The sequence below is a fragment of the Nonomuraea rhizosphaerae genome, from assembly GCF_019396405.1.
Taxonomy (GTDB): Bacteria; Actinomycetota; Actinomycetes; order Streptosporangiales; family Streptosporangiaceae; genus Nonomuraea; species Nonomuraea rhizosphaerae.
The window spans coordinates 1-18,708 of sequence record NZ_JAHKRL010000336.1 but is presented as its reverse complement, the minus strand read 5'-3'; the positions used below and the strand labels follow the sequence as shown (position 1 = coordinate 18,708).

Annotated in this window: 22 protein-coding genes and 1 riboswitch; of the genes, 12 read left to right on the top strand and 10 right to left on the bottom strand. The window is 71.2% G+C overall.

All coding sequences use genetic code 11. From position 1 onward, the window contains the following. Positions 1-459, bottom strand: a 459-nt coding sequence (locus KME77_RS16885; protein ID WP_219468258.1) for a saccharopine dehydrogenase NADP-binding domain-containing protein, incomplete at its 3' end; no start/stop codon positions are given. Between the two features lie 110 nt (positions 460-569). Here KME77_RS16885 and KME77_RS16880 point away from each other — a divergent pair. Both KME77_RS16880 and KME77_RS16875 read left to right on the top strand, forming a co-directional pair. Next, entirely contained in the window at positions 570-1,205 is a 636-nt protein-coding gene (locus KME77_RS16880; protein ID WP_219468255.1) for a class II aldolase/adducin family protein, read from the top strand. Between the two features lie 103 nt (positions 1,206-1,308). Next, positions 1,309-2,478 (top strand): FAD-dependent monooxygenase, encoded by a 1,170-nt coding sequence (locus tag KME77_RS16875; protein ID WP_219468252.1) that lies wholly within the window; start codon positions 1,309-1,311, stop codon positions 2,476-2,478. Positions 2,479-2,520: 42 nt separating this feature from the next. Here KME77_RS16875 and KME77_RS16870 read toward each other — a convergent pair whose 3' ends face one another. Next, on the bottom strand, positions 2,521-4,089 hold the full coding sequence (locus KME77_RS16870; RefSeq protein WP_219468247.1) for a DUF885 domain-containing protein: 1,569 nt from the start codon (positions 4,087-4,089) through the stop codon (positions 2,521-2,523). Positions 4,090-4,111: 22 nt separating this feature from the next. On the opposite strand from KME77_RS16870, the gene KME77_RS16865 reads away from it, so the two are divergent. From KME77_RS16865 to KME77_RS16845, 5 genes are all read left to right on the top strand, one after another. Then, positions 4,112-5,350: a DUF4032 domain-containing protein gene (locus KME77_RS16865; protein ID WP_219468244.1), complete on the top strand. Its 1,239-nt coding sequence runs from the start codon at positions 4,112-4,114 to the stop codon at positions 5,348-5,350. 183 nt (positions 5,351-5,533) lie between these two features. Beyond that, positions 5,534-5,911 (top strand): roadblock/LC7 domain-containing protein, encoded by a 378-nt coding sequence (locus KME77_RS16860; protein ID WP_219468242.1) that lies wholly within the window; start codon positions 5,534-5,536, stop codon positions 5,909-5,911. 3 nt (positions 5,912-5,914) lie between these two features. Further along, a complete protein-coding gene (locus KME77_RS16855) occupies positions 5,915-6,766 on the top strand; it encodes a hypothetical protein (RefSeq protein ID WP_219468239.1) in 852 nt (283 codons plus the stop codon). Positions 6,767-6,795: 29 nt separating this feature from the next. After that, complete coding sequence (locus tag KME77_RS16850; RefSeq protein WP_219468237.1) at positions 6,796-7,170, top strand: roadblock/LC7 domain-containing protein; 375 nt, start codon at positions 6,796-6,798, stop codon at positions 7,168-7,170. A gap of 18 nt (positions 7,171-7,188) precedes the next feature. Continuing rightward, entirely contained in the window at positions 7,189-7,560 is a 372-nt protein-coding gene (locus KME77_RS16845; RefSeq protein WP_219468233.1) for a hypothetical protein, read from the top strand. Between the two features lie 63 nt (positions 7,561-7,623). On the opposite strand, the gene KME77_RS16840 is transcribed toward KME77_RS16845, so the two are convergent. After that, positions 7,624-8,463: an alpha/beta fold hydrolase gene (locus KME77_RS16840; protein WP_219468261.1), complete on the bottom strand. Its 840-nt coding sequence runs from the start codon at positions 8,461-8,463 to the stop codon at positions 7,624-7,626. Between the two features lie 332 nt (positions 8,464-8,795). Here KME77_RS16840 and KME77_RS16835 point away from each other — a divergent pair, with 332 nt between their 5' ends. After that, positions 8,796-8,996: a hypothetical protein gene (locus KME77_RS16835; protein ID WP_219468230.1), complete on the top strand. Its 201-nt coding sequence runs from the start codon at positions 8,796-8,798 to the stop codon at positions 8,994-8,996. Positions 8,997-9,019: 23 nt separating this feature from the next. Here KME77_RS16835 and KME77_RS16830 read toward each other — a convergent pair whose 3' ends face one another. From KME77_RS16830 to KME77_RS16810, 5 genes are all read right to left on the bottom strand, one after another. Beyond that, a complete protein-coding gene (locus KME77_RS16830; protein WP_219468227.1) occupies positions 9,020-9,838 on the bottom strand; it encodes an SAM-dependent methyltransferase in 819 nt (272 codons plus the stop codon). A 99-nt stretch (positions 9,839-9,937) separates the two neighbouring features. Beyond that, entirely contained in the window at positions 9,938-10,384 is a 447-nt protein-coding gene (locus KME77_RS16825) for an ester cyclase (protein ID WP_219468224.1), read from the bottom strand. A gap of 171 nt (positions 10,385-10,555) precedes the next feature. Next, positions 10,556-11,359 carry a hypothetical protein gene (locus KME77_RS29355; protein ID WP_246609910.1) on the bottom strand — a complete coding sequence of 268 codons (804 nt, stop codon included), beginning with the start codon at positions 11,357-11,359 and terminating at the stop codon, positions 10,556-10,558. Positions 11,360-11,608: 249 nt separating this feature from the next. Next, a riboswitch (cyclic di-AMP (ydaO/yuaA leader) is annotated at positions 11,609-11,742 on the bottom strand. A 164-nt stretch (positions 11,743-11,906) separates the two neighbouring features. Then, entirely contained in the window at positions 11,907-12,107 is a 201-nt protein-coding gene (locus tag KME77_RS16815) for a DUF5302 domain-containing protein (protein ID WP_219468221.1), read from the bottom strand. Between the two features lie 47 nt (positions 12,108-12,154). After that, positions 12,155-13,609, bottom strand: coding sequence for an MDR family MFS transporter (locus KME77_RS16810; protein ID WP_308250731.1), 1,455 nt, complete (start codon positions 13,607-13,609; stop codon positions 12,155-12,157). Between the two features lie 55 nt (positions 13,610-13,664). Between KME77_RS16810 and KME77_RS16805 the strand changes: the two genes are divergently transcribed. Beyond that, complete coding sequence (locus tag KME77_RS16805) at positions 13,665-14,273, top strand: PadR family transcriptional regulator (protein ID WP_219468216.1); 609 nt, start codon at positions 13,665-13,667, stop codon at positions 14,271-14,273. On the opposite strand, the gene KME77_RS16800 is transcribed toward KME77_RS16805, so the two are convergent. Beyond that, the gene (locus KME77_RS16800; RefSeq protein WP_219468214.1) at positions 14,253-14,831 is read right to left on the bottom strand and encodes a class I SAM-dependent methyltransferase; all 579 of its coding nucleotides are present in this window, start codon (positions 14,829-14,831) and stop codon (positions 14,253-14,255) included. The genes KME77_RS16805 and KME77_RS16800 overlap by 21 nt on opposite strands. 153 nt (positions 14,832-14,984) lie before the next feature. Beyond that, positions 14,985-15,842, bottom strand: coding sequence for an aldo/keto reductase (locus KME77_RS16795; RefSeq protein WP_219468212.1), 858 nt, complete (start codon positions 15,840-15,842; stop codon positions 14,985-14,987). 49 nt (positions 15,843-15,891) lie between these two features. Between KME77_RS16795 and KME77_RS16790 the strand changes: the two genes are divergently transcribed. The 3 genes from KME77_RS16790 to KME77_RS16780 all read left to right on the top strand — a co-directional run. After that, positions 15,892-16,776: an ABC transporter ATP-binding protein gene (locus KME77_RS16790; RefSeq protein ID WP_219468210.1), complete on the top strand. Its 885-nt coding sequence runs from the start codon at positions 15,892-15,894 to the stop codon at positions 16,774-16,776. A gap of 58 nt (positions 16,777-16,834) precedes the next feature. Beyond that, a complete protein-coding gene (locus tag KME77_RS16785; protein ID WP_219468206.1) occupies positions 16,835-18,421 on the top strand; it encodes an ABC transporter permease in 1,587 nt (528 codons plus the stop codon). A 53-nt stretch (positions 18,422-18,474) separates the two neighbouring features. Further along, positions 18,475-18,708: rod shape-determining protein (locus tag KME77_RS16780; RefSeq protein ID WP_219468203.1), on the top strand; the 234-nt coding region annotated here is incomplete at its 3' end.

The following is an 18,708-nucleotide window of genomic DNA, read 5'->3' as shown; positions in this document are numbered from 1 at the left end:
GCCGGGCAGCCCGTCGGCGACGGCGGCGGCCAGCAGGTCGGCGACGCCGCCGTAGAAGCTCATCTGCGGGACCATCACGATCCCGGCCCGCTCGGCGGCGGCCTGCATGGAGTCGAACAGGTACTTGACCGGGTGCGGCTCGACCGCGTGGTCGAGGTAGTGGCAGCCGCCCGCGGCGCACGCGGCGGCGACCGGCTCGCACGTCTCGGCGAACGGCCCGGCGCAGTGGATCAGCACCGCCGCGCTCTCGGCCAGCGAGCGCAGCGCCGCCGGGTCGTCGAGGGCGGCGACGTGCGTCCGCACGCGTTCCGGTTTCCCCAGCTCCTCGGCGAACGCGCGAAGCCGCGACTCGTCCCGTCCGGCCAGGACGATCTCGTGGCCGCGTGAGAGGAGCCCGGAGGCGACGAGGCGCCCGGTGTGCCCGTTGGCTCCGTAGATGGCGATGAGCGGTGCCTTCATGACCAGCTCTCTTCCATACCGAAAGTACGCAACTGCTCGAACATACGTTCACAGCAGCGCGCCGGTCAATGACATTGAGGTATTTCGGACGACCGACTACATTGCCGCTCATGAGCCTCCGCGAGCAGCTGTGCGAGTACGGCAGGCGGGCCGTCGAGCTGGGCCTGGTCATCGGCACCTCCGGCAACCTCAGCGTCCGGCTGGGCGAGCTGGTGGCGGTCACCCCGTCGGGTGCCGCGCTCGACCGGCTGACACCGGAGATGTGCCCCGTCGTGGACGTCGAGGGCCACCTCGTGGAGGGCGACCTGCAGCCGTCCTCCGAGACGCCCATGCACCTGGCCGTCTACGAGACGACCGACGCGCAGGCGGTGGTGCACACGCACTCGGTGTTCGGGACGGTGGTGGCCACCACGATGGCCGAGCTGCCGCCGGTCCACTACAACGCGCTGCTGCTGGGCGGGGTCGTGCGGGTGGCCGAGTACGCCACGTACGGCACTCCCGAGCTGGCGGCGAACGTGCGGGCCGCGCTCGACGGCAAGCAGGCCGCGCTCATGGCCAACCACGGCGGCGTGACCATCGGCGCCACGCTGGAGCAGGCGTTCGAGGCGACGCGGCTGCTGGAGTGGCTGTGCGAGGTGTATGTGCGCGGGCTGGGCGTGGGCAGGCCGACCATCCTCACCGAGGAGCAGCTCACGGCGGTGATCGAGCGCTCGCTCAACCCGCCGTCGTTCCCCCGCCGCGCCTGACCGCGCCGCACGAGGTCGCATCTGACCGGACCACCCCGAGATCCGCCGCGGCGGATCGTCAAGATCTCCGGCATTTCCCAGCCGTCCGTAGCATAGTGATCTCGTGCGGACATCTGACGTCACCGTGGTCGGCGGGGGCATCGGCGGGCTGGCTGCCGCCGCGTTCCTGCACCGGGCGGGCATCCAGGCGGTCGTGTACGAGCAGGCCGCCGAGCTGACGGAGATCGGCGCGGGCCTCGTGCTCGCCCCGAACGCGGCCCGCCTGCTGCGCAGGCTCGGCCTGTACGAGCGGCTGGCCGAGGTGGGGGTGCCCCTGGAGACCGGCTGGCAGTTCCGGCGCTGGCAGGACGGGCGGGTGCTGTTCGAGCAGCCGCTGGGCAAGGAGTGCGAGCGCCTGTACGGCGAGGCCACCTGGGTGCTGCACCGCGCCCACCTGCTCGACATGCTGCGCTCGAAGGTGCCCGACGAGGCGGTGCGCCTCGGCATGCGCTGCACCGGGGCGGAGCAGGACGGCGACGGCGTGACGCTCGGCTTCGCCGACGGCTCGCGGGCGGGCGCGGACGTCGTGGTGGCCGCCGACGGCGTGCACTCCACGCTGCGCGACCACGTGACGCCCTCGCCGCCGGCGCACTCCTTCGGGGTGTGCGCCTGGCGCTGCCTCATCCCGGCCGAGGCGGCCCCGGAGCTGGCCCGGCATCCCGTGCAGACCGTCTGGCTCGGGCCCGGCCGCCACCTGGTGCACTACCCCGTGTCCGCCGGTACGAAGATCAACGTGGTCGCGTTCAGCCCGGCGGCCGAGGACGACGTCGAGTCCTGGACCTCGCAGGGCAAGCCGGCCGACCTGGTCACCGAGTTCGCCGACTGGGACCCGCGCGTGGGCGAGCTGCTGTCCACGGCCACCACCGTCGGGCGCTGGGCGGTGCTCGACCGCGACCCGCTGCGCCCCTGGGTCAAGGGACGGCTGGCGCTGCTGGGCGACGCGGCGCATCCGATGCTGCCGCTGTTCGCGCAGGGTGCCGGGCAGGCGATCGAGGACGCCGCCGTGCTGGCGACCTGCCTCGCCGACGGGCGGGAGGAGCCGCTGGAGTGCTACGAGCGGATCCGGCTGGACCGGGCGCACAAGGTGCAGCGGGTCAGCCGGGGACGCCTGCAGCTCAACCACCTGCCGGACGGGCCGGAGCAGGTGGCCCGCGACGCCGCGTTCGCGGGCGAGAACCCGCTGCGGCACAACTCCTGGCTGTATTCGTACGACGCCGAGGAGGCCTGCCGGTAGAGGGCGCCCTTAACCCGGTAGAGGGCGCCCGTGAGAAAGGGCCTACAGTCGCACCGCCTGCTCGGCCAGCCCCAGCGGCAGCCCGCCCGACCCCGCCAGCTTGTCGTGGAACGACTTCAGCGACCCCTCGTACGACTCCCTGATCCGGTCGATCTCGATCGCCCCGGTCAGGTACGACGGCGCCTGCGTCGGCCACGCGCAGTAGCGGCTGACCTCGCCCTTGGCCGTCCCCGGCGACAGTGAGGCCTTCGTGGCCATGAACGTCTCGGCCTGCTCGACCGTCATGTCCTCGCAGTGCAGCGCCGTGTCCACGATGATCCTGGCCGCCCGGAAGATGCGGAAGTCGAGGTGGCACAGCTCGGTCGCGGGCGTGTCGAAGTAGCCCTGCTCACGCAGCATCTTCTCGACGTACAGCGCCCAGCCCTCGGTGAAGTACGGCGTGCGGAAGACGTTGCGGACCTTCCTCCCGTTGCCCGCCATGTGCGACAGGTGCCAGTGGTGTCCCGGGTACGCCTCGTGCACGGCGATCGACGGCATCTGGGCCCGCGCGTTGGTGCGCAGCCGCTGGCGTACCTGCTCCTCGGTGAAGTCGTCGGGCGTGTACGGCACGAAGAACACACCGGTGCGCGAGCTGGTCAGCGGCGGCGGCGCGAGGTAGTGGGCGACGGCGAGGATCGGCCTGCTGTACTCGGCCGAGGGCAGGACCAGGCACTCCTCGCCCTCGGGGAAGGTGACGAGATCACGTTCCATGACGAAGTCGCGGGCCCGGCGCGTCTCGGCCTCGTACTCCTCCCGCATGGCCGCGAGCGTGGGCGGATGGTCGTCCATGACGGTCTCCATGGCGGCCCGCCAGTCCGGTGAGCCGTTGACCCGGAGGGCCGCCTCGCGCAGCTCGGCGTCGAGCGCGTCCCAGGCGGCCCTGCCCTTGCGGTGCAGCTCGGCGGCGTCGTAGCCGAGCATCTCGCGCTCGCGCAGCAGCGTGGAGTAGAGCCGCTCGCCCATCCGCCAGGTGCCGCCGCACTCGAAGCCCTCCAGGAAGGCGACGAAGTCGTCGAAGGCGACGGCGGCGGGCTCGGCCGCCGCGGCGAGCTTCGCGGCCAGCTCGGGGTCGCGCACCATCGCGGGGACGGTCCTGGTCAGGAAGTTGCGGCCGGTCCGCGCCTGGCCCAGCCCGCGCTGGACGAGCAGCGGCGCGGCGAGGCCGGGGTCGAGGTTGGTGCGGCAGGCGGTCAGCACGCCGGGCACCTCGGCCAGCCGGGAGATCGCGGCGGCCACCAGCTCGGGCTCCGGCTTGAGCCGCTGCTGGAACGGCGTGAACATCGAGGTGAAGATCGGCGACAGGTACGCGCTGGGGTCACGCTTCCAGTCGGGCCAGGAGGCCAGCGCGATCGAGCCCCTGAGCTGCGACAGGACGAGATCCCTGTCGATCGCGTCGTCCGGCGTCGGGGCCTCCAGCGTGGAGAGCCGCTCCAGCCATCGGACCTCCTCGCGCTCGCGGGCGGTGAAGGCGGCGGCGGTGAAGTCGCCGAGCGTGTGATCGTAGCCGTCGGCTCCCAGGTAGCTGGCGACGACGGGCCGGCCGGTGAAATACCACTTGAGAAACTCGTCCACCTTCGCACACTATCCTGGGCAAATGCCCCTCCAGATCACCGGCGCGCTCGGCGACCCCGACCTGATCCGGCTGCCGTGGGAGACCCCTCTCGCGGACTGGCCGCAGCACCACCTGGTCGAGCTGCCGCGTGGCATCTCGCGGCACGTGGTGCGGTTCGTGAGGCTGTCCGGCACGGTGTACGCGATCAAGGAGATCAGCGAGCGTTACGCCCGGCGCGAGTACCAGCTCCTGTGGGACCTGGCCCGGCTCGACGCGCCGTCGGTGGAGCCGATCGCCTACGTCACCGGCCGCGAGGAGGGGCTGGACGCGGCGCTGATCACCAGGCACCTGCAGTTCTCGCTGCCCTACCGGGCCGTCATGTCGGGGACGCTGCGCCCCGACACGCTCACCCGGCTGCTCGACGCGCTGGCCGTGCTGCTGGTGCGGCTGCACCTGACCGGCTTCTACTGGGGCGACTGCTCGCTGTCGAACACGTTGTTCCGCAGGGACGCGGGCGCGTTCGCCGCGTACCTGGTGGACGCGGAGACCGGCGAGATGCACCCGATGATCAGCGAGGGCCAGCGGCTCGGCGACATCGACACGGCCCACCTGAACATCTTCGGCGAGATGCTCGACCTGGAGGCCGGCGGGCTGCTGCACCCGTCGATCGACCCCATGGAGACCGCCGAGGACATCGTCACCCGCTACCACCGGCTCTGGAACGAGATCACCCAGGACGAGATCATCGAGGAGGTCGACTGGCACCGCGTGGAGCAGCGGATCAGGCGCCTGAACCTGCTCGGCTTCGACGTCGCCGAGATGATGGTGCGGCGCAAGGTCGGCACCGGCCGGCTCATCGTGCGGCCCAAGGTGGTCGACGCCGGGCACCACCAGCGGCGGCTGCTCCGCCTGACCGGCCTCGACGTCGAGGAGAACCAGGCCCGGCGGCTGCTGAACGACCTGGACGGCTTCCGGGTGGCCAAGGGGCTGCGGCACGAGGACGAGGCGATCGTGGCGCACCGGTGGCTGGCGGAGGTGTTCCAGCCGACGGTGGAGGCGATCCCGCAGCGGCTGCGCGGGAAGCTGGAGCCGGCGCAGTTGTTCCACGAGGTGCTGGACCACCGGTGGTACCTGTCGGAGGCGGCCGGGGCCGACGTGGGGCTGACGGCCGCCGTGAAGTCGTACGTGGACCAGGTGCTCGTGCACAAGCCGGACGAGGAGGCGCTGCTGCCCGACGACCCGGTCAACCCGGTCGCGCCGGTTGCGTCCACGGATATATGAATTATATTCTCAATTGCCGCTAACAATCGCCATATATCCAATAAATGTTCGCCTCGGTGAGGTTTTTCTTCGCCCCGGCGATAAACATCTGCCACCTCATACAAATCTCGGTATATCCGATCACACCTGAGTGTCCCAACCCTCCTACGCTGTCCAAGTCTCATGGACGGTGTGGGAGGTCACGTGCTGGGACTGGACGACTGCCTGACCGAGGTCATGGCGATCCCAGGGGCGTTGGACGCGATGCTCGTGGACCAGACGAGCGGCATGGCAGTGGCGATCAGCGGGCCCCCGCAGGGGGTGGACGCGGAGTGTTCGGCTGCCGCGCTCACGGAGACCTTGCGCGCGGCCACGGACGGGCTGGCGCGTTCGTGCCCGGGTGAAACGGTTCGCATTGACGACATGCTGGTCACTACCGACAAAGGCCACCATTTACTCAGACTCCTGGAAACAGTATTTGAAGGGCCGTTGGTCATTTACGTGCGCCTGGATCTGGAACGCTCGAATCTCGCCCTGGCGCGCTACCGCCTGCAAGCCATCTCCAGCCAGTTGCTGACGTGACCCATGGCACCGCTGGACACGCTGCTCTCCGGTCTCGCCCGTGAACACTCCACGGGGGCGCTCCGCGTCGGCCGGGCCGGGACGGTCTTCCTCAGCGAGGGCCGCGTCACGTACATGGAATGCGCCCAGACGCCCGGCGTCGAACGCCTGCTGGCGGCCCGCGGGCGCGTCCCGGAGACCGCGCTGCGCCGGCTGCGGGACGACGGCGGCTGCGCGCGCCTGCTGGAGGAGGGGACGGTCACCCTTGGCGAACTGCAGTACTGCGTGCTGGGGGCGGTGCTGGACGCCGCGTTCTTTCTGCTGCCCGTCGCCGGGACCAGGCCGAAGTTCCGGCCCGGCGAGCAGCACTGGCTGGGCGGGCAGTGGTACTTCGACGTGGCGGGCCTGATGCGGGAGTCCGCGCGCCGCCGGGCGTACCTCGCGCAGACCTGGCCCTCCGCGGCGCTGGACACCGCCCCCGTACGACCGGCGCCGCGACTGCCCGGCCACGGGGTGACGCTCGACCCGGTGCAGTGGGAGGTGGTCATCGGGGCCGACGCCGAGGCGACGCCGCTCGACCTGGCCAGACGGCTCGGGCGGTCCGGGTACTCGGTCCTGCTGGCCGTGCGGAGGCTGGCCGCGGCCGGGCTCCTGGCGCCGCCGGAGGAGCCCGCCGTCAAGGCTCCCAGAGCATCGGCACGAGCCCTCCAGGACGGGGCGCACGGCCTGCCGCAGCGGGTCCGCGCGCCGGCCGGTGAGCGTCCGCCGCACGATCCCCGCGCCTCCGGCCCCATGCTCGGCCCGGCCGTCACCGCGGACCCGACGGACCTGGTCCTGCTGATGCGCCTGAAGAAGGCGCTGGAGGAACTGTCATGAGGTTCCCCCGCCCGTTAAGGAGGCCACCGGTGAAGCTGCGTGAAGAGGTGCTGAGGGAGATGGTGCTGCTGCGCGAGCGCACCCCCGACATCAGCGGGAGCGTCGCCTGCACGGTCGACGGACTGACCATCGCCTGTGACGTCGCCTACGAGAGCGGCGAGCAGACGGCCGCCATGTCCGCGGCGTTCCTGGCGATGAGCAGGCGACTGATGATCATGGCCGGGAAGGGCGTCCTGGAGGAGACGCTCGTCTCCGGCACCGCCGGTTTCGCCGCCCTCTACGCGGCCGGCCCCACCATCGTCCTCACAGTCCTGGCGGAGCCCGGCACGAACCTCGGGCTGCTCCGGCTGGAGGGCCGAAAGACGGCGGCCAGCGTGGCCGCCATCGCAGCACGTACGCACTGACCTTGAACGGAGGAAAGCATGGCCAGCATGGACGTCTCTCTCAAGGAGATGATGGCGATCGACGGCTCAGTCGGGGCGGCGATCGTGGACCACGGCAGCGGCATGGCGCTGGGCGCGCTCGGCGGCTCCAAGGACCTGGACCTACAGGTCGCCGCGGCCGGGAACACCGAGGTGGTCAAGGCCAAACTGCGCACGATGGACTCGCTGGGGCTCAAGGAGTCCATCGAGGACATCCTGATCACGCTGAGCGGCCAGTACCACATCATCCGGCCGATCACCGGCCGTGGCGGGAAGGGGTTGTTCCTCTACCTCGCCCTCGACCGCCAACGCGCCAACCTCGCCATGGCCAGGCACCAGCTTCGCGCCATCGAGGAGAAGCTGGAGGTCTGACGGGCCTCATGGACTCGGTGGCTCGCCGTCTGGGCGCGGCAGAGGCGAGCCACCGACCCCCGCTCAGCCCTTCGTGAGCTTGGTGACGGCCTCGACGATGTCCGGCCAGAGCGGCCGGGGCAGGTCGTGGCCCATCCCGGGGAACGTCAGCAGCGTGGCCCCCGGGATCGCCGCCGCCGTCGCCTGACCGCCGACGAGCGGGACGAGCTGGTCGGCCTCGCCGTGGATGACCAGCGTGGGCACCCCGATCGTGGCCAGCCGCTCCGTGCGGTCCCCCGAGGCCATGATCGCGGCCAGTTGCCGGGTGGTGCCGGGAGGGTCGAAGCCCCGGTCGTAGGCGAGCCCCGCCACGCGCATGATCCGCTCCTTGTCCAGCTCGAAGCCGGGCGAGCCGATCACCGACCAGGTCTCCACGCTCTGGGCGAGCACGCCCTCCCGGTCCGCGGCGGGCGCGACGAGCAGCCGCGCGCTGGCCTCGGCGGTGGGCGGGGCGACGTTCGGGCCGGGGGTGGACATGATCGAGGTGAGGGTCAGCACCCGCTCGGGGTGCCGGATGGCGAGCGTCTGGGCGATCATGCCGCCCATGGAGGCCCCGACGACGTGCGCGGCGCTCCAGCCGAGCGCGTCCATCAGCCCGGCGGTGTCGTCCGCCATGTCGTCCAGCAGGTACGCCGAGGCCGCGCCCGGCTGGGGGACGCCCGCGTCGTGCAGGTGCGTGGAGAGCCCGGCGTCGCGGTTGTCGAACCTGACCACGTGGTGGCCCTGCTCGGCGAGCAGCTCGCAGAGCTCGTCGTCCCAGTGGATGAGCTGGGCGCCGAGGCCCATGATGAGGAGCAGGGGACGACCGCCTGGTGAGCCGAAGGTCTCGTAGGCGATCTCGATGCCGTTGGCCGCTGCGCGCATGGTCGTCACAGAAACAGAATGGCATTCTGGTTCTTTCGGCGTAAAGACCAGCTACCTGATTTGACCCTTTCCAGATGGGCGGGTAACGTCCCCCTCCCCCAGCGACGCCTTTGGAGCTGCGGGGTGGGGTTCACCCACCCGCTCTCTGGAGGCTTCCGTGCCAACCGGCTCCCCCTTCCGGCACCGCGACTTTCGCCTGCTGCTGCTCGGGCAGACCACCAGCCAGCTCGTGCTCGTGTCGCTGCTGACCGGTCTCGCCCGGGTCTTCTTCGACGTCGGCTACCAGAGCTACCTGCCCCCGGTAATCGGCAAGGGCGAGCTGCCGGCAACGGATGCTGGGGCGGGTCAACGCCACCGTGCGGTTCCTCACGATGGGGCTGTTCCCGCTGGGGGCGCTGCTGGGCGGGGTCCTCGGGGAGCTGGCCGGGGTGCGGGCGACGCTGTGGCCGGCCGGGGCGATCGTCGTCGTGTCGCCGTTGCCGCTGTACCGGGCGCTGCGCGGCGTACGGGATGTGGAGGGGATCCGGTCCTGAGAGATCCGGTCCTGAGAGGGAGGCTAGGGGACGCGGCCGACCGCGCCCAGGAGGCCGCCGAGCTCAAGGCCGGGCGGGACGAACGGCTCGTCGTTGCGCCAGTCCTGCACCGGCACGACGCCGGGTTCGAGCAGCTCCAGCCCGTCGAAGTAGCCGCGCACCGCGGCGCGGTCACGCAGGGTCATGGAGCCCGAAGTGGTGCGCCGGTAGATGTCGTAGGACTCGGCGAGCTTCTCCGGGCTGCGCTCGATCTCCATGTAGGTGTGCGAGACGATCAGGTGGCTGCCCAGGACGAGCGGCTCGCGCAGGGTCCTGACGATGCCGGCCACCTCCTCGTCGTCGGCGAGGAAGTGGAGCACCGCGACGAGCAGCACGGCGACCGGCCGGCTGAAGTCCAGGTGGGCGGCGGCGGCCTCCAGGATGGCCTTCGGGTCGCGCGCGTCACCCTCGACGATGACGGTGCCGGGGTTGTCGGCCAGCAGCGCCCTGGCGTGGACCAGCACGATCGGGTCGTTGTCGCAGTAGACGATCCTGGCGTCCGGGACGACGCGCTGGGCGACCTGGTGCACGTTGTCCTGAGTGGGCAGGCCGGTGCCGATGTCGAGGAACTGCCGCACCCCGGCTCTGGCGGCCGTCTCGACGGCGCGGACGAGGAAGGCGCGGTTCGCCCTGGCCACTTCCCGGACGTCGGCGCCGAGCTCCTCGTTGAGCCGGACGAGTTGCTCGGCCGCCGCGCGGTCGACGGGGAAGTGGTCCTTCCCGCCGAGTAAGTAGTCGTAGATGCGGGCCACGCTCGGAGTGGTCAGATCGATCTTGCTCGCGGATCGCTCACGCTCGGTCACACCGCCCCCTTCCTCCGTGGATCCGCATCATATGGCCATCAGATGATCGGTGCGGCAGGTAGCAAGCGCTTGCGCGGATGGATCCTCGCGTGAACGGGCTCATCCCCCAGGGGCCGAGGTGATGCCGAGCTGTCTGAGGATGGTGGCGGAGTCGAAGTAGATCCGCTCGCAGACGATCTTCAAGCCCTCGGCCCCATCGAAGAAGAAGAACGCCACCACCGGGCAGCGGAAGTCGCGGCCGGTCGGCGGCATGCCGTACAGCTCACCGAGGTGCGTGCCGAGCAGGTCGAACTCCGCGATCACCGCGGTGTCCGAGTGGTGCAGGCGGACGTTGTCGTGGCGCTGATCCGGGAAGGCCGTCCGCGACCTCAGGTAGTAGCCCAGCACCTGGTCCTCGCCGTCGAAGACCTCGCCGGTGGGGATGAGCTCGTAGCGAGGGTGGCCCATCGTCGTCATCGTGACGTCGAAGTCCTGGGCGGCCTCGGACTCGAAATGGGTACGGACAAGCTCTTCACGCGCTTCGCGGACGCTTGACGGGGTGGTCATGTAACTCCTCCAGCCATGAGAGAAGCACTGATCTTGACCGACCCGGGGCCCAGCACACCAGGGCAAAAAAGGGACTTCCTCCGGACATGCGGAGGGGCTTGGCAGGAAGGCCCGCCGGGACGCGCGAAACCCGCCCCGCGCAGGTGCGGGACGGGTTTCAGATGACAGATGTCAGCGCTTGACGAGCCTGCGGATGCGGTCGCGGCCGTAGACCATGCCGCCGCCGGCCATCGCCAGGCCGCCGGCCACGACGGCGCCGCTGAGGGCGCCCGAGCCGTCGGCGTCGTTCTCCGCCATGGCCGTCACGTGCGTACCGGCCGCAGGCGGGTTGGCGGCGCCCGGAGCGGGCTTCTCGGCCAGGACGCGGTCCGGCGTCTCGGCCTTCTCCACGACCTTCTCGTCCGCCTTCTCCTCGGGCTTCTTCTCGGCCAGGATCTGCGGCGGCTTGGCCGGGTTCCGGTCGATGCGGGACCAGGCGCCGGTCGAGAACGCGACGGGGATGTTCTTCCGGCCCACGCCGTCGCCCCACTTGGTGATGACGTAGTCGACCTTGATGTGGCCCTGGCCGCCGTTGCCGTCGACGCCCAGCGAGGAGGAGTTGAACCTGCCGCCGGTCAGGTCGGCGAAGGTCTTGGCGTCGAGGTCGAGCATGACGCCGCTGGAGGAGGGGTCGCCCGGGCCGCGGTCGCCGACGAAGAAGGGCATCTTCTTGCCCTTGTAGACAACGTACCCCTCGGTCATGAGGGGCCAGCTGGGGCTGGCGGCCAGGCCCTTCTGCATGGGCTTGCCGCTGGCGGGCAGGCCCGTGTCCCCGGCGCGGCCGGAGGAGTCGTCCCAGAAGTAGGACGCGGTCGTGGAACCCTTGAGCAGGATCTTCTTGTCGATCTCAGGAGAGTCGGCGTGCGCGGCAGCACCGGTTCCGATGGTCAGCGCGGCCAGGGCGGCGGCAGTGAGCATGGCGAATCGGGCAGACATGAAGCAGTGAAGTCCTTCGTGCGGAGACAGGGGAGAGCGCGCTCACAACAGATGGGGACGTAGCCGGGCGAAGAACGCCGAACGGTCGCTACGCAGCGCGCGGTGAAGCGAGGTGATGCGGTGAAGTGAAGGTAAAGAGCGGTCGACCCAGGTCGTGGGTCAGTCCGAGGTAAGGGTCAGCCGGCGGCGGGTGACGTCACGCGGGCGGCTGAGGGCCAAGGGGTGCGGTGGGTACGCATGGGGATAGCAGTGTCCTCTCCATCTCGCCTACCGGGTTAGCTGACGGGTTCGGGCGTGGAGATGCCCTACCGACGTAGTCGGATTCACCCCGGAAAAGGTGGGTCCCCGGTTCCCGCCGGAGCGGGATTCGGCGCCAGCCGGCCGGCCTTCCTGATGAAGCGCCAGGTCACCGTGCTGGTCACAAGTACGACTATATGCCCTAAACCGGACAAAGGCAAACTTAAGCCCATGAATCGGGCGAAGATCTACCTACTCAGGTCAAGGAAAAGGGGGGCACGGCATACCGTACCCCCCGTGAAGGCCTGCTTCAGCCGCCGCTCTTGCGCCTGAAAGAGCGCTTGCTGGCGGCGGGCCCGTGAGCGCCGTGAATCTTGGAAGGGTCAGTGCCCCTGCCACCCGTGCCCGAGTCGGCATGCTGGTTGCGCTTGCGCTCCAGCGCCTCGCGGAACTTGCGCTTCATCTCGTCCTCGGGAGTTTCTTCGACATCCGGCTCCGGTGTATCCGCCATGAGGACCTCCTGGTGTTGGGGACAAGAACAGCTTCGCATGACCGCAGTCAGGACGCGAAACCGGCCTCGACCTTGGATTCGAGGGAATCCCTCCGGATCCGTACGGCCGGCAGCGCGACGAGGGCGGCCAGCCCCACGACCGCGCCGGCCACCCCCAGAACGGGGATGACGAGCGCGGCGGCCGAGGCGTGGGCGGCCCGCACGCCGTGCAGCGGCGCCTCGGCGGCCAGGACCGAGGTGTAGGCGGTGCCGGCGACCGCCAGCGCGACCGAGCCGCCGATCTGGCGGAAGAACGTCAGGTTCGCCGAGGCCGTGCCGATGTACTGGGCGGGCACCGACTGCTGCACGGCCACGGTCAGGCCCGAGAGCATCGGCCCCATGCCGAGCCCGATCAGCACCATCCATCCGACGAGCAGCCAGGCAGAGGTGTGCGGCGTCAGGTTCGCGCACAACAGCGTGCCCGCCACCAGCAGGAACGGGGCCACGACCAGCCAGGGCTTGTACACGCGCGTACGGGAGACCAGCGCGCCCATGAGCACGCTGCCGGCCACCATGGCCAGCGTCAGCGGGTAGATCCGCAGCCCCGACTCGGTCGCCGTCGCGCCGAGCGCCTCCTGGAAGTAACGCGGCAGGAAGACGACACCGGCGAACATGCAGAACGCGGTGAAGAAGGACGTCACATTGACCAGCGTGTACGTACGGTTGGCGAACAGGTGCAGCGGCATGATCGGCGCCGTCCCCCGCCCCTCCGCCCGCCTCTCCACCCGCACGAACACCACCAGGAGCACCAGCGCCAGCCCGATCGGCCCGATCACCGGGAGACTGGCCCAGGTGTGCCCGTCGAGCCCCTTCTCCGTCAGGCCGACCAGCAACGAGCTGATCGCCACCGTGAACACCCCGATGCCCACATAGTCCGGCCGCCCGCCGCCGTGCCCCGGGCGGAACGGCAGCCGCAGCACCACGATCGTGATCAGCACCAGCCCGATCGGCACGTTCACGTAGAAGGCCCAGCGCCAGGTCGCGTGGTCGGTGAACAGCCCGCCGAGGAACGGCCCCGCCAGGTAGCTGAGCGCCATCACCCCGCCCAGCGCGCCCTGCACGCGGGCGCCGCCCTTGTCCGGCGGGAACATTTCGAGCACCAGGGCCAGCGACAGCGGCAGCAACGCGCCCGCCCCCAGCCCCTGCACCGCCCGGAACACGATGAGCTGCGTCATGTCCTGCGCCACCCCGCACAGCGCCGATCCCACCAGGAACACGCTCATACCGATGAGCAGCAACGGCTTCCTGCCGTGCTGGTCGGACAGCCTGCCGTACAGGGGGACGGTCACTGTCGAGGTGAGCAGGTACGCGGTGACGACCCACGTGTACAGGCTTGAGCCGCCCAGTTCCATGGTGATCCGTGGCAGGGCCGTGCCGACGATCGTCTGGTCGAGCATCGCCAGGAACATTCCGCCGAGCACGGCGACCAGCACGAGGCCGTCGCTCCTCTTGTCAGTACTCACAGGTGAAAAGTGACATGTAAGGACTGACATGTCAAGCCTTGGGTATGCTGTGCGCATGTCCCTGAAGATCGCGCTGCTCGGGCTGCTGGACGCCAAAGGACCGGCGAGCGGCTATGACCTGGCCAAGGCGTTCGAGTCGTCGATCAGCAACGCGTGGCAGGCCGGGCACACGCAGATCTACCCCGAACTGGTGAAGATGGCCGCCGACGGGCTGGTGGCGGTCGAGTCGGAGGGGGCGCGCAACCGGAAGATCTACGCGATCACCCCTGAGGGGGCGCGGCTCGTACGGTCGTGGCTGATCGAGCACCAGCCGACGGCGGCGATGCGCAGCGAGGTGGCGCTGCAGGCGTTCCTGCTGCCGCTGCTGGACCGGGAGGATGCCATCGAGGTGGTGCTCAGGCTGCGCCGGCAGTTCTCCGAACGGCTGGCCGGCCTGGAGTGCAGGCCGGTGGTCAAGGCGTCGGGGTTCGGCAGGTACGCGCTGCGGCTCGGGATCGCGCAGGGGCGGGCGGCGCTCGACTGGGCCGACGACACGCTGGCGGAGCTGCGGGAGGCGGGCCGGGACGGTGAGGGCTCGCCCGCCGAGACCGGCCCTCGGCCGCCCGAAGCCGGGCTGGGGGCGTCCGAGGCCGGCCCGGGGACGTCAGCCGCCGAAGGCGAGTAACCGGAACACCGGGTCAGGCCCGGAGCCGCCGCCCTGGCCGTGGCCCACGAACGTGGCCTCACCGCACGCCCTCAGCCCATGGGCAGCGGCAATCGCGACGACCAGCTCGGCCTGGTCGGACGGCGTACGGGAGCCACCCGTGCCGTGGGACGCGCGCTTGTCGACCGTCGTGACGAAGATGCCGCCCGGCCGCAGCACCCGTGCGCACTCCGCGATCACCGGCCGCGCGTCCGGCAACAGGTGCAGCAGCCAGATCGTGGTGACCACGTCCACGGACGCGTCCCGCACGGGCAACCGGCGGCTGTCGCCGAGCGCCACGCCGATCCGCCCGGCGGCGATCCCGGCCATCCCCGCCGAGGCGTCCACCCCCAGCACACGCAGGCCGCGCCGGGCCAGCTCCCTGCTGACCAGGCCGGTGCCGCAGGCGACGTCCAGCAGTGTGCCGCCCGGCACGAACGGCCGGACCAGCCCGCACACCGCGTCGGCCGCCGCCGACGCCCTGGGCAGCCCGCCGCGCGTCTCGTCGTAGTGCCCCGCCTCGGCGTCGTAGTCGAGCAATTCCGTCCCCTCACGTCAGCGAAGCCGTCTCCTTGCACCAGCGGGCCGGTCCGTACGTCGTACGGACCGGTCGTACGTCGAACGAGCAGAGCCCGTACGTCGAACGAGCAGAGCCCTACGTCGGGCGAACCCCGCCCACCCTAGGTAATGGGCTCAGCCGAGCAGGGCCAGTTCCTCGTCCGTCAGCGTCAGGTCGGCGCCCTTGACCGAGTCGGCGATCGTCTCCGGACGGCTGGCGCCCGGGATCGGGATCACGACCGGGCTGCGCGCCAGCTCCCAAGCCAGGCACACCTGCTGCGGCGACACCCCGCGCTCGGCCGCCACCCGTCCGAACCCCTCGAACCGTCCGCCCAGCTCACCGGCCGAGCTGATGCCGCCCAGCGGCGACCACGGCAGGAACGCGACGCCCAGTTCGGCGCACACGTCGATCTCCGGCTCGCTGGTGCGGAAGCGCGGCGAGTACTCGTTCTGGACGCTGGCCAGCCGCCCGCCGAGGATCTCGTGGGCGAGCCTGATCCGGTCGGGGTCGGCGTTCGAGATGCCGGCCATGCGGATCTTCCCGGCGTCGAGCAGGTCGCGCAGGCCGCCGATGGTCTCCTCGTACGGCACGGCGGGGTCGGGCCGGTGGTGCTGGTAGAGGCCGATCGCCTCGACGCCCAGCGCCTTGAGTGAGCGTTCACATGCCTCGGCCAGGTAGGACGGCCGCCCGTCGACCTGCCAGCCGCCGCCGGGCACGCGGGTGTGACCGCCCTTGGTGGCGACCAGGACGCCGCTGGTGTCGCCGCTCCAGCTCGCGAGGGCCTTGGCCACGATCCGCTCGTTGTGTCCCACCTGGTCGTGGGAGGGTGTGTACGCGTCCGCGGTGTCGATCAGCGTCACCCCGGCGTCCAGGGCGGCGTGGATCGTCCTGATCGACTGGGCTTCGTCGGGCATGTGCCCGAGCACGGACATGGGCATGGCGCCCAGGCCGATGGCGCTGACCCGGGTCTGGCCGATAAGTCGCGTATGCATGGCATCCATCCTCCCAAACCCAGATGTACCGTCGAAGCGGAGGCGCCCTATGCCGGCCGTACTCATCGAGGGTCTGAAGAAGCGATTCGGGCGGGTGACCGCGCTCGACGGCCTTGACCTGACGGTCAGGACCGGCGAGGTGCACGGGTTCCTCGGCCCGAACGGGGCGGGAAAGACCACGACGTTGCGGGTGCTCCTGGGCCTGCTGCGCGCCGACGGCGGCCGGGCCGAGCTGCTCGGCGGCGACCCGTGGAAGGACGCGGTCGCGCTGCACCGCAGGCTCGCGTACGTGCCCGGCGACGTCGTGCTGTGGCCGACGCTGTCCGGCGGCGAGACGATCGACCTGCTGGGGCGGCTGCGCGGCGGGCTCGACCCGCGACGCAGGCGGGCGTTGCTCGACCGGTTCGCCCTCGATCCCGGCAAACGGGGCGACACCTACTCCAAGGGCAACCGGCAGAAGGTGGCGCTGGTGGCGGCGCTGTCCTCGGACGTGGAGCTGCTGCTGCTCGACGAGCCGACGGCCGGGCTCGACCCGCTGATGGAGGCCGCCTTCCGGCAGTCCGTCGAGGAGGAGCGCGCGGCCGGGCGTACCGTCCTGCTGTCGAGCCACCTCCTGTCGGAGGTGGAGGCTCTGTGCGACCGGGTGACGATCGTCCGGGCCGGGGTCGCGGTGGAGAGCGGCACGCTCGCCGAGCTGCGCCACCTCACCCGCACCTCGATCACCGCCGAGCTGGTCGAACCGGCCGAGGGGCTGGAGCGGCTGCCCGGTGTGCACGGGCTGGCGGCCGAGGGGACGCGGGTGACGTTCGAGGTGGAGGCCGACCATCTCGACGGGGTGCTGCGGCTGCTCGGCGAGACGGGCGTGCGCGGGCTGACCTGCCGGCCGCCGACGCTGGAGCAGCTCTTCCTGCGCCACTACCAGGCGCCGTCATGACCGGCGCGGATGCTCCAGGCGCCGTCATGACCGGCGTGCCGATGCTCCGGGAGCCGTCGTGACCGGTGTGGGGACTCTCGTACGGCTGGCGCTGCGCCGTGACCGGATCCTGCTGCCGGTCTGGATCCTGCTGATCCCGGTGGTCGTCACGGCGACGGCCTCGGCCATCGCCGAGCTGTACGCCGACGCCGGGCAGCGGCTCGCGCTGGCCGCCACCGTCGCCGCTAACCCGGCGTTACGGGCCCTGACCGGCCCCGTGTACGACGCGGGCTCGGTGGGTGGCTTGACCGCGTGGCGGGCGACGACCGTCGCGGTGGTGCTGGTGTCGGTGATGAGCGTGTTGCTGGTGGTGCGGCACACCAGGGCCGAGGAGGAGACAGGACGGGCTGAGCTGGTCGGCTCGGGCGTCGTCGGCAGGCACGCGCTCACCCTCGCGGCCGTGCTGGTCGCGGTGGCGGCCGATGTGATGATCGCCGTGCTGATCGCGGCCGGGCTGACGGGCCTGGGGCTGCCGGTGGCGGGGGCGGTGGCGTTCGGGCTGGCCGTGGGGGCGACGGGGTGGACGTTCACCGGGCTGGCGGTGCTGGCCGCGCAGGTCACCTCCAGCGCGCGCACGGCGACGGGGCTGGGGTCGGCGGCGCTGGGGCTGGCCTTCGCCCTGCGCGCGATGGGGGACGCGGCGTCGGTGGACACGCTGTCGTGGCTGTCGCCGTTCGGGTGGGCGCAGCGGGTGCGGGCGTTCGCGGGTGAGCAGTGGTGGGTCCTCCTCCTGTACGCCGGCGCCACACTCGCCCTGGTGACGGCGGCGGCGCTGCTGGCCAGGCGGCGGGACCTGGGCGCCGGGCTGTGGGCGCCGAGGGCGGGCCGGGTCGCCGCGCCCCCGTCCTTCGGCAGCCCCGCCGCCCTGGCCTGGCGGCTGCACAGGGGGACGCTGGCCGGGTGGACGGCCGGGTTCGCCGGGGTGGGGCTGATGCTGGGGTCGCTGGCGGAGAGCGTCGGCGACATCCTGGACGACAACCCGCAGCTCGGCGCCGTACTGCGGCAGCTGAGCACCGGCAGGGGCGCGTTGGTGGACGTGTTCCTGTCGGCCGAGATCGGGCTGCTGGGGCTGGCCGCGGGCGGGTTCGCCGTACAGGCCACGCTGACGATGCGGGCCGAGGAGGCCGCCATGCGGGCCGAGGCCGTGCTGGCCACGGCGGTGCCGCGATGGCGGTGGACGCTCTCGCACCTGGTGTGGGCGCTGGCCGGGACCGCGCTGATCATGGGGGTGGCCGGGCTGGCGGAGGGGCTGGCCCATGGCGTGCGCGTCGGCGACCCCGTCGGTGAGGCGGCCCGCCTGACCGGTGCGGCCCTGGTGCAGGTGCCTGCCGCGTGGGTGCTGGCGGGGCTGGCCATGCTGCTGGTCGGGGCGGCGCCCAGGCTGACCGCGGTGGCGTGGGCGGCGCTGGTGGGCTGCCTGATCCTGGGCCAGCTCGGCGAGCTGCTGCGGCTGGACGAGCGGATCCGGGCGCTGTCCCCGTACTTCCATCTCCCTCGCGTGCCCGGCGAGGACGTGGCCGTCGCGCCGCTCGCCTGGCTGGCCGCGACGGCGGCCGTGCTGGCTCTGGCAGGGGTGACGGCGTTCGGGCGGCGGGATCTGGGCTGAAGAATCTTCTTGCCCCGATGTTGGAATCGTCGCAGGTCGGTAAGGGGTTAACCATGAGCCTGTTCCGCCTCATGGGTCAGGACCTGGCACTCGATCTCGGCAGGGCCAGCACGCAGATCTACGCCCGCGGCAGGGGCATCGTGCTGAACGAACCCTCACTCGTCCTGCGCGACCGCGGCAACGGCAGACCGCTGCGCTTCGGCGCCGACGCGGCGCGCAGGGGCCACGGCGTCCCGGCGCGGTGGCGGTCCTGCCCCAGTACTGGAGACGGGCGTCCCCGGGGGGGG

Bases quoted from the DNA above. Each gene is read 5' to 3' on its own strand.
- KME77_RS16880 (WP_219468255.1), top strand. From the start codon at position 570: ATGAGCCTCCGCGAGCAGCTGTGCGAGTACGGCAGGCGGGCCGTCGAG.
- KME77_RS16865 (WP_219468244.1), top strand. From the start codon at position 4,112: ATGCCCCTCCAGATCACCGGCGCGCTCGGCGACCCCGACCTGATCCGG.
- KME77_RS16855 (WP_219468239.1), top strand. From the start codon at position 5,915: ATGGCACCGCTGGACACGCTGCTCTCCGGTCTCGCCCGTGAACACTCC.
- KME77_RS16845 (WP_219468233.1), top strand. From the start codon at position 7,189: ATGGCCAGCATGGACGTCTCTCTCAAGGAGATGATGGCGATCGACGGC.
- KME77_RS16840 (WP_219468261.1), bottom strand. From the start codon at position 8,463: ATGCGCGCAGCGGCCAACGGCATCGAGATCGCCTACGAGACCTTCGGC.
- KME77_RS16835 (WP_219468230.1), top strand. From the start codon at position 8,796: ATGCTGGGGCGGGTCAACGCCACCGTGCGGTTCCTCACGATGGGGCTG.
- KME77_RS16825 (WP_219468224.1), bottom strand. From the start codon at position 10,384: ATGACCACCCCGTCAAGCGTCCGCGAAGCGCGTGAAGAGCTTGTCCGT.
- KME77_RS29355 (WP_246609910.1), bottom strand. From the start codon at position 11,359: ATGTCTGCCCGATTCGCCATGCTCACTGCCGCCGCCCTGGCCGCGCTG.
- KME77_RS16815 (WP_219468221.1), bottom strand. From the start codon at position 12,107: ATGGCGGATACACCGGAGCCGGATGTCGAAGAAACTCCCGAGGACGAG.
- KME77_RS16805 (WP_219468216.1), top strand. From the start codon at position 13,665: ATGTCCCTGAAGATCGCGCTGCTCGGGCTGCTGGACGCCAAAGGACCG.
- KME77_RS16795 (WP_219468212.1), bottom strand. From the start codon at position 15,842: ATGCATACGCGACTTATCGGCCAGACCCGGGTCAGCGCCATCGGCCTG.
- KME77_RS16790 (WP_219468210.1), top strand. From the start codon at position 15,892: ATGCCGGCCGTACTCATCGAGGGTCTGAAGAAGCGATTCGGGCGGGTG.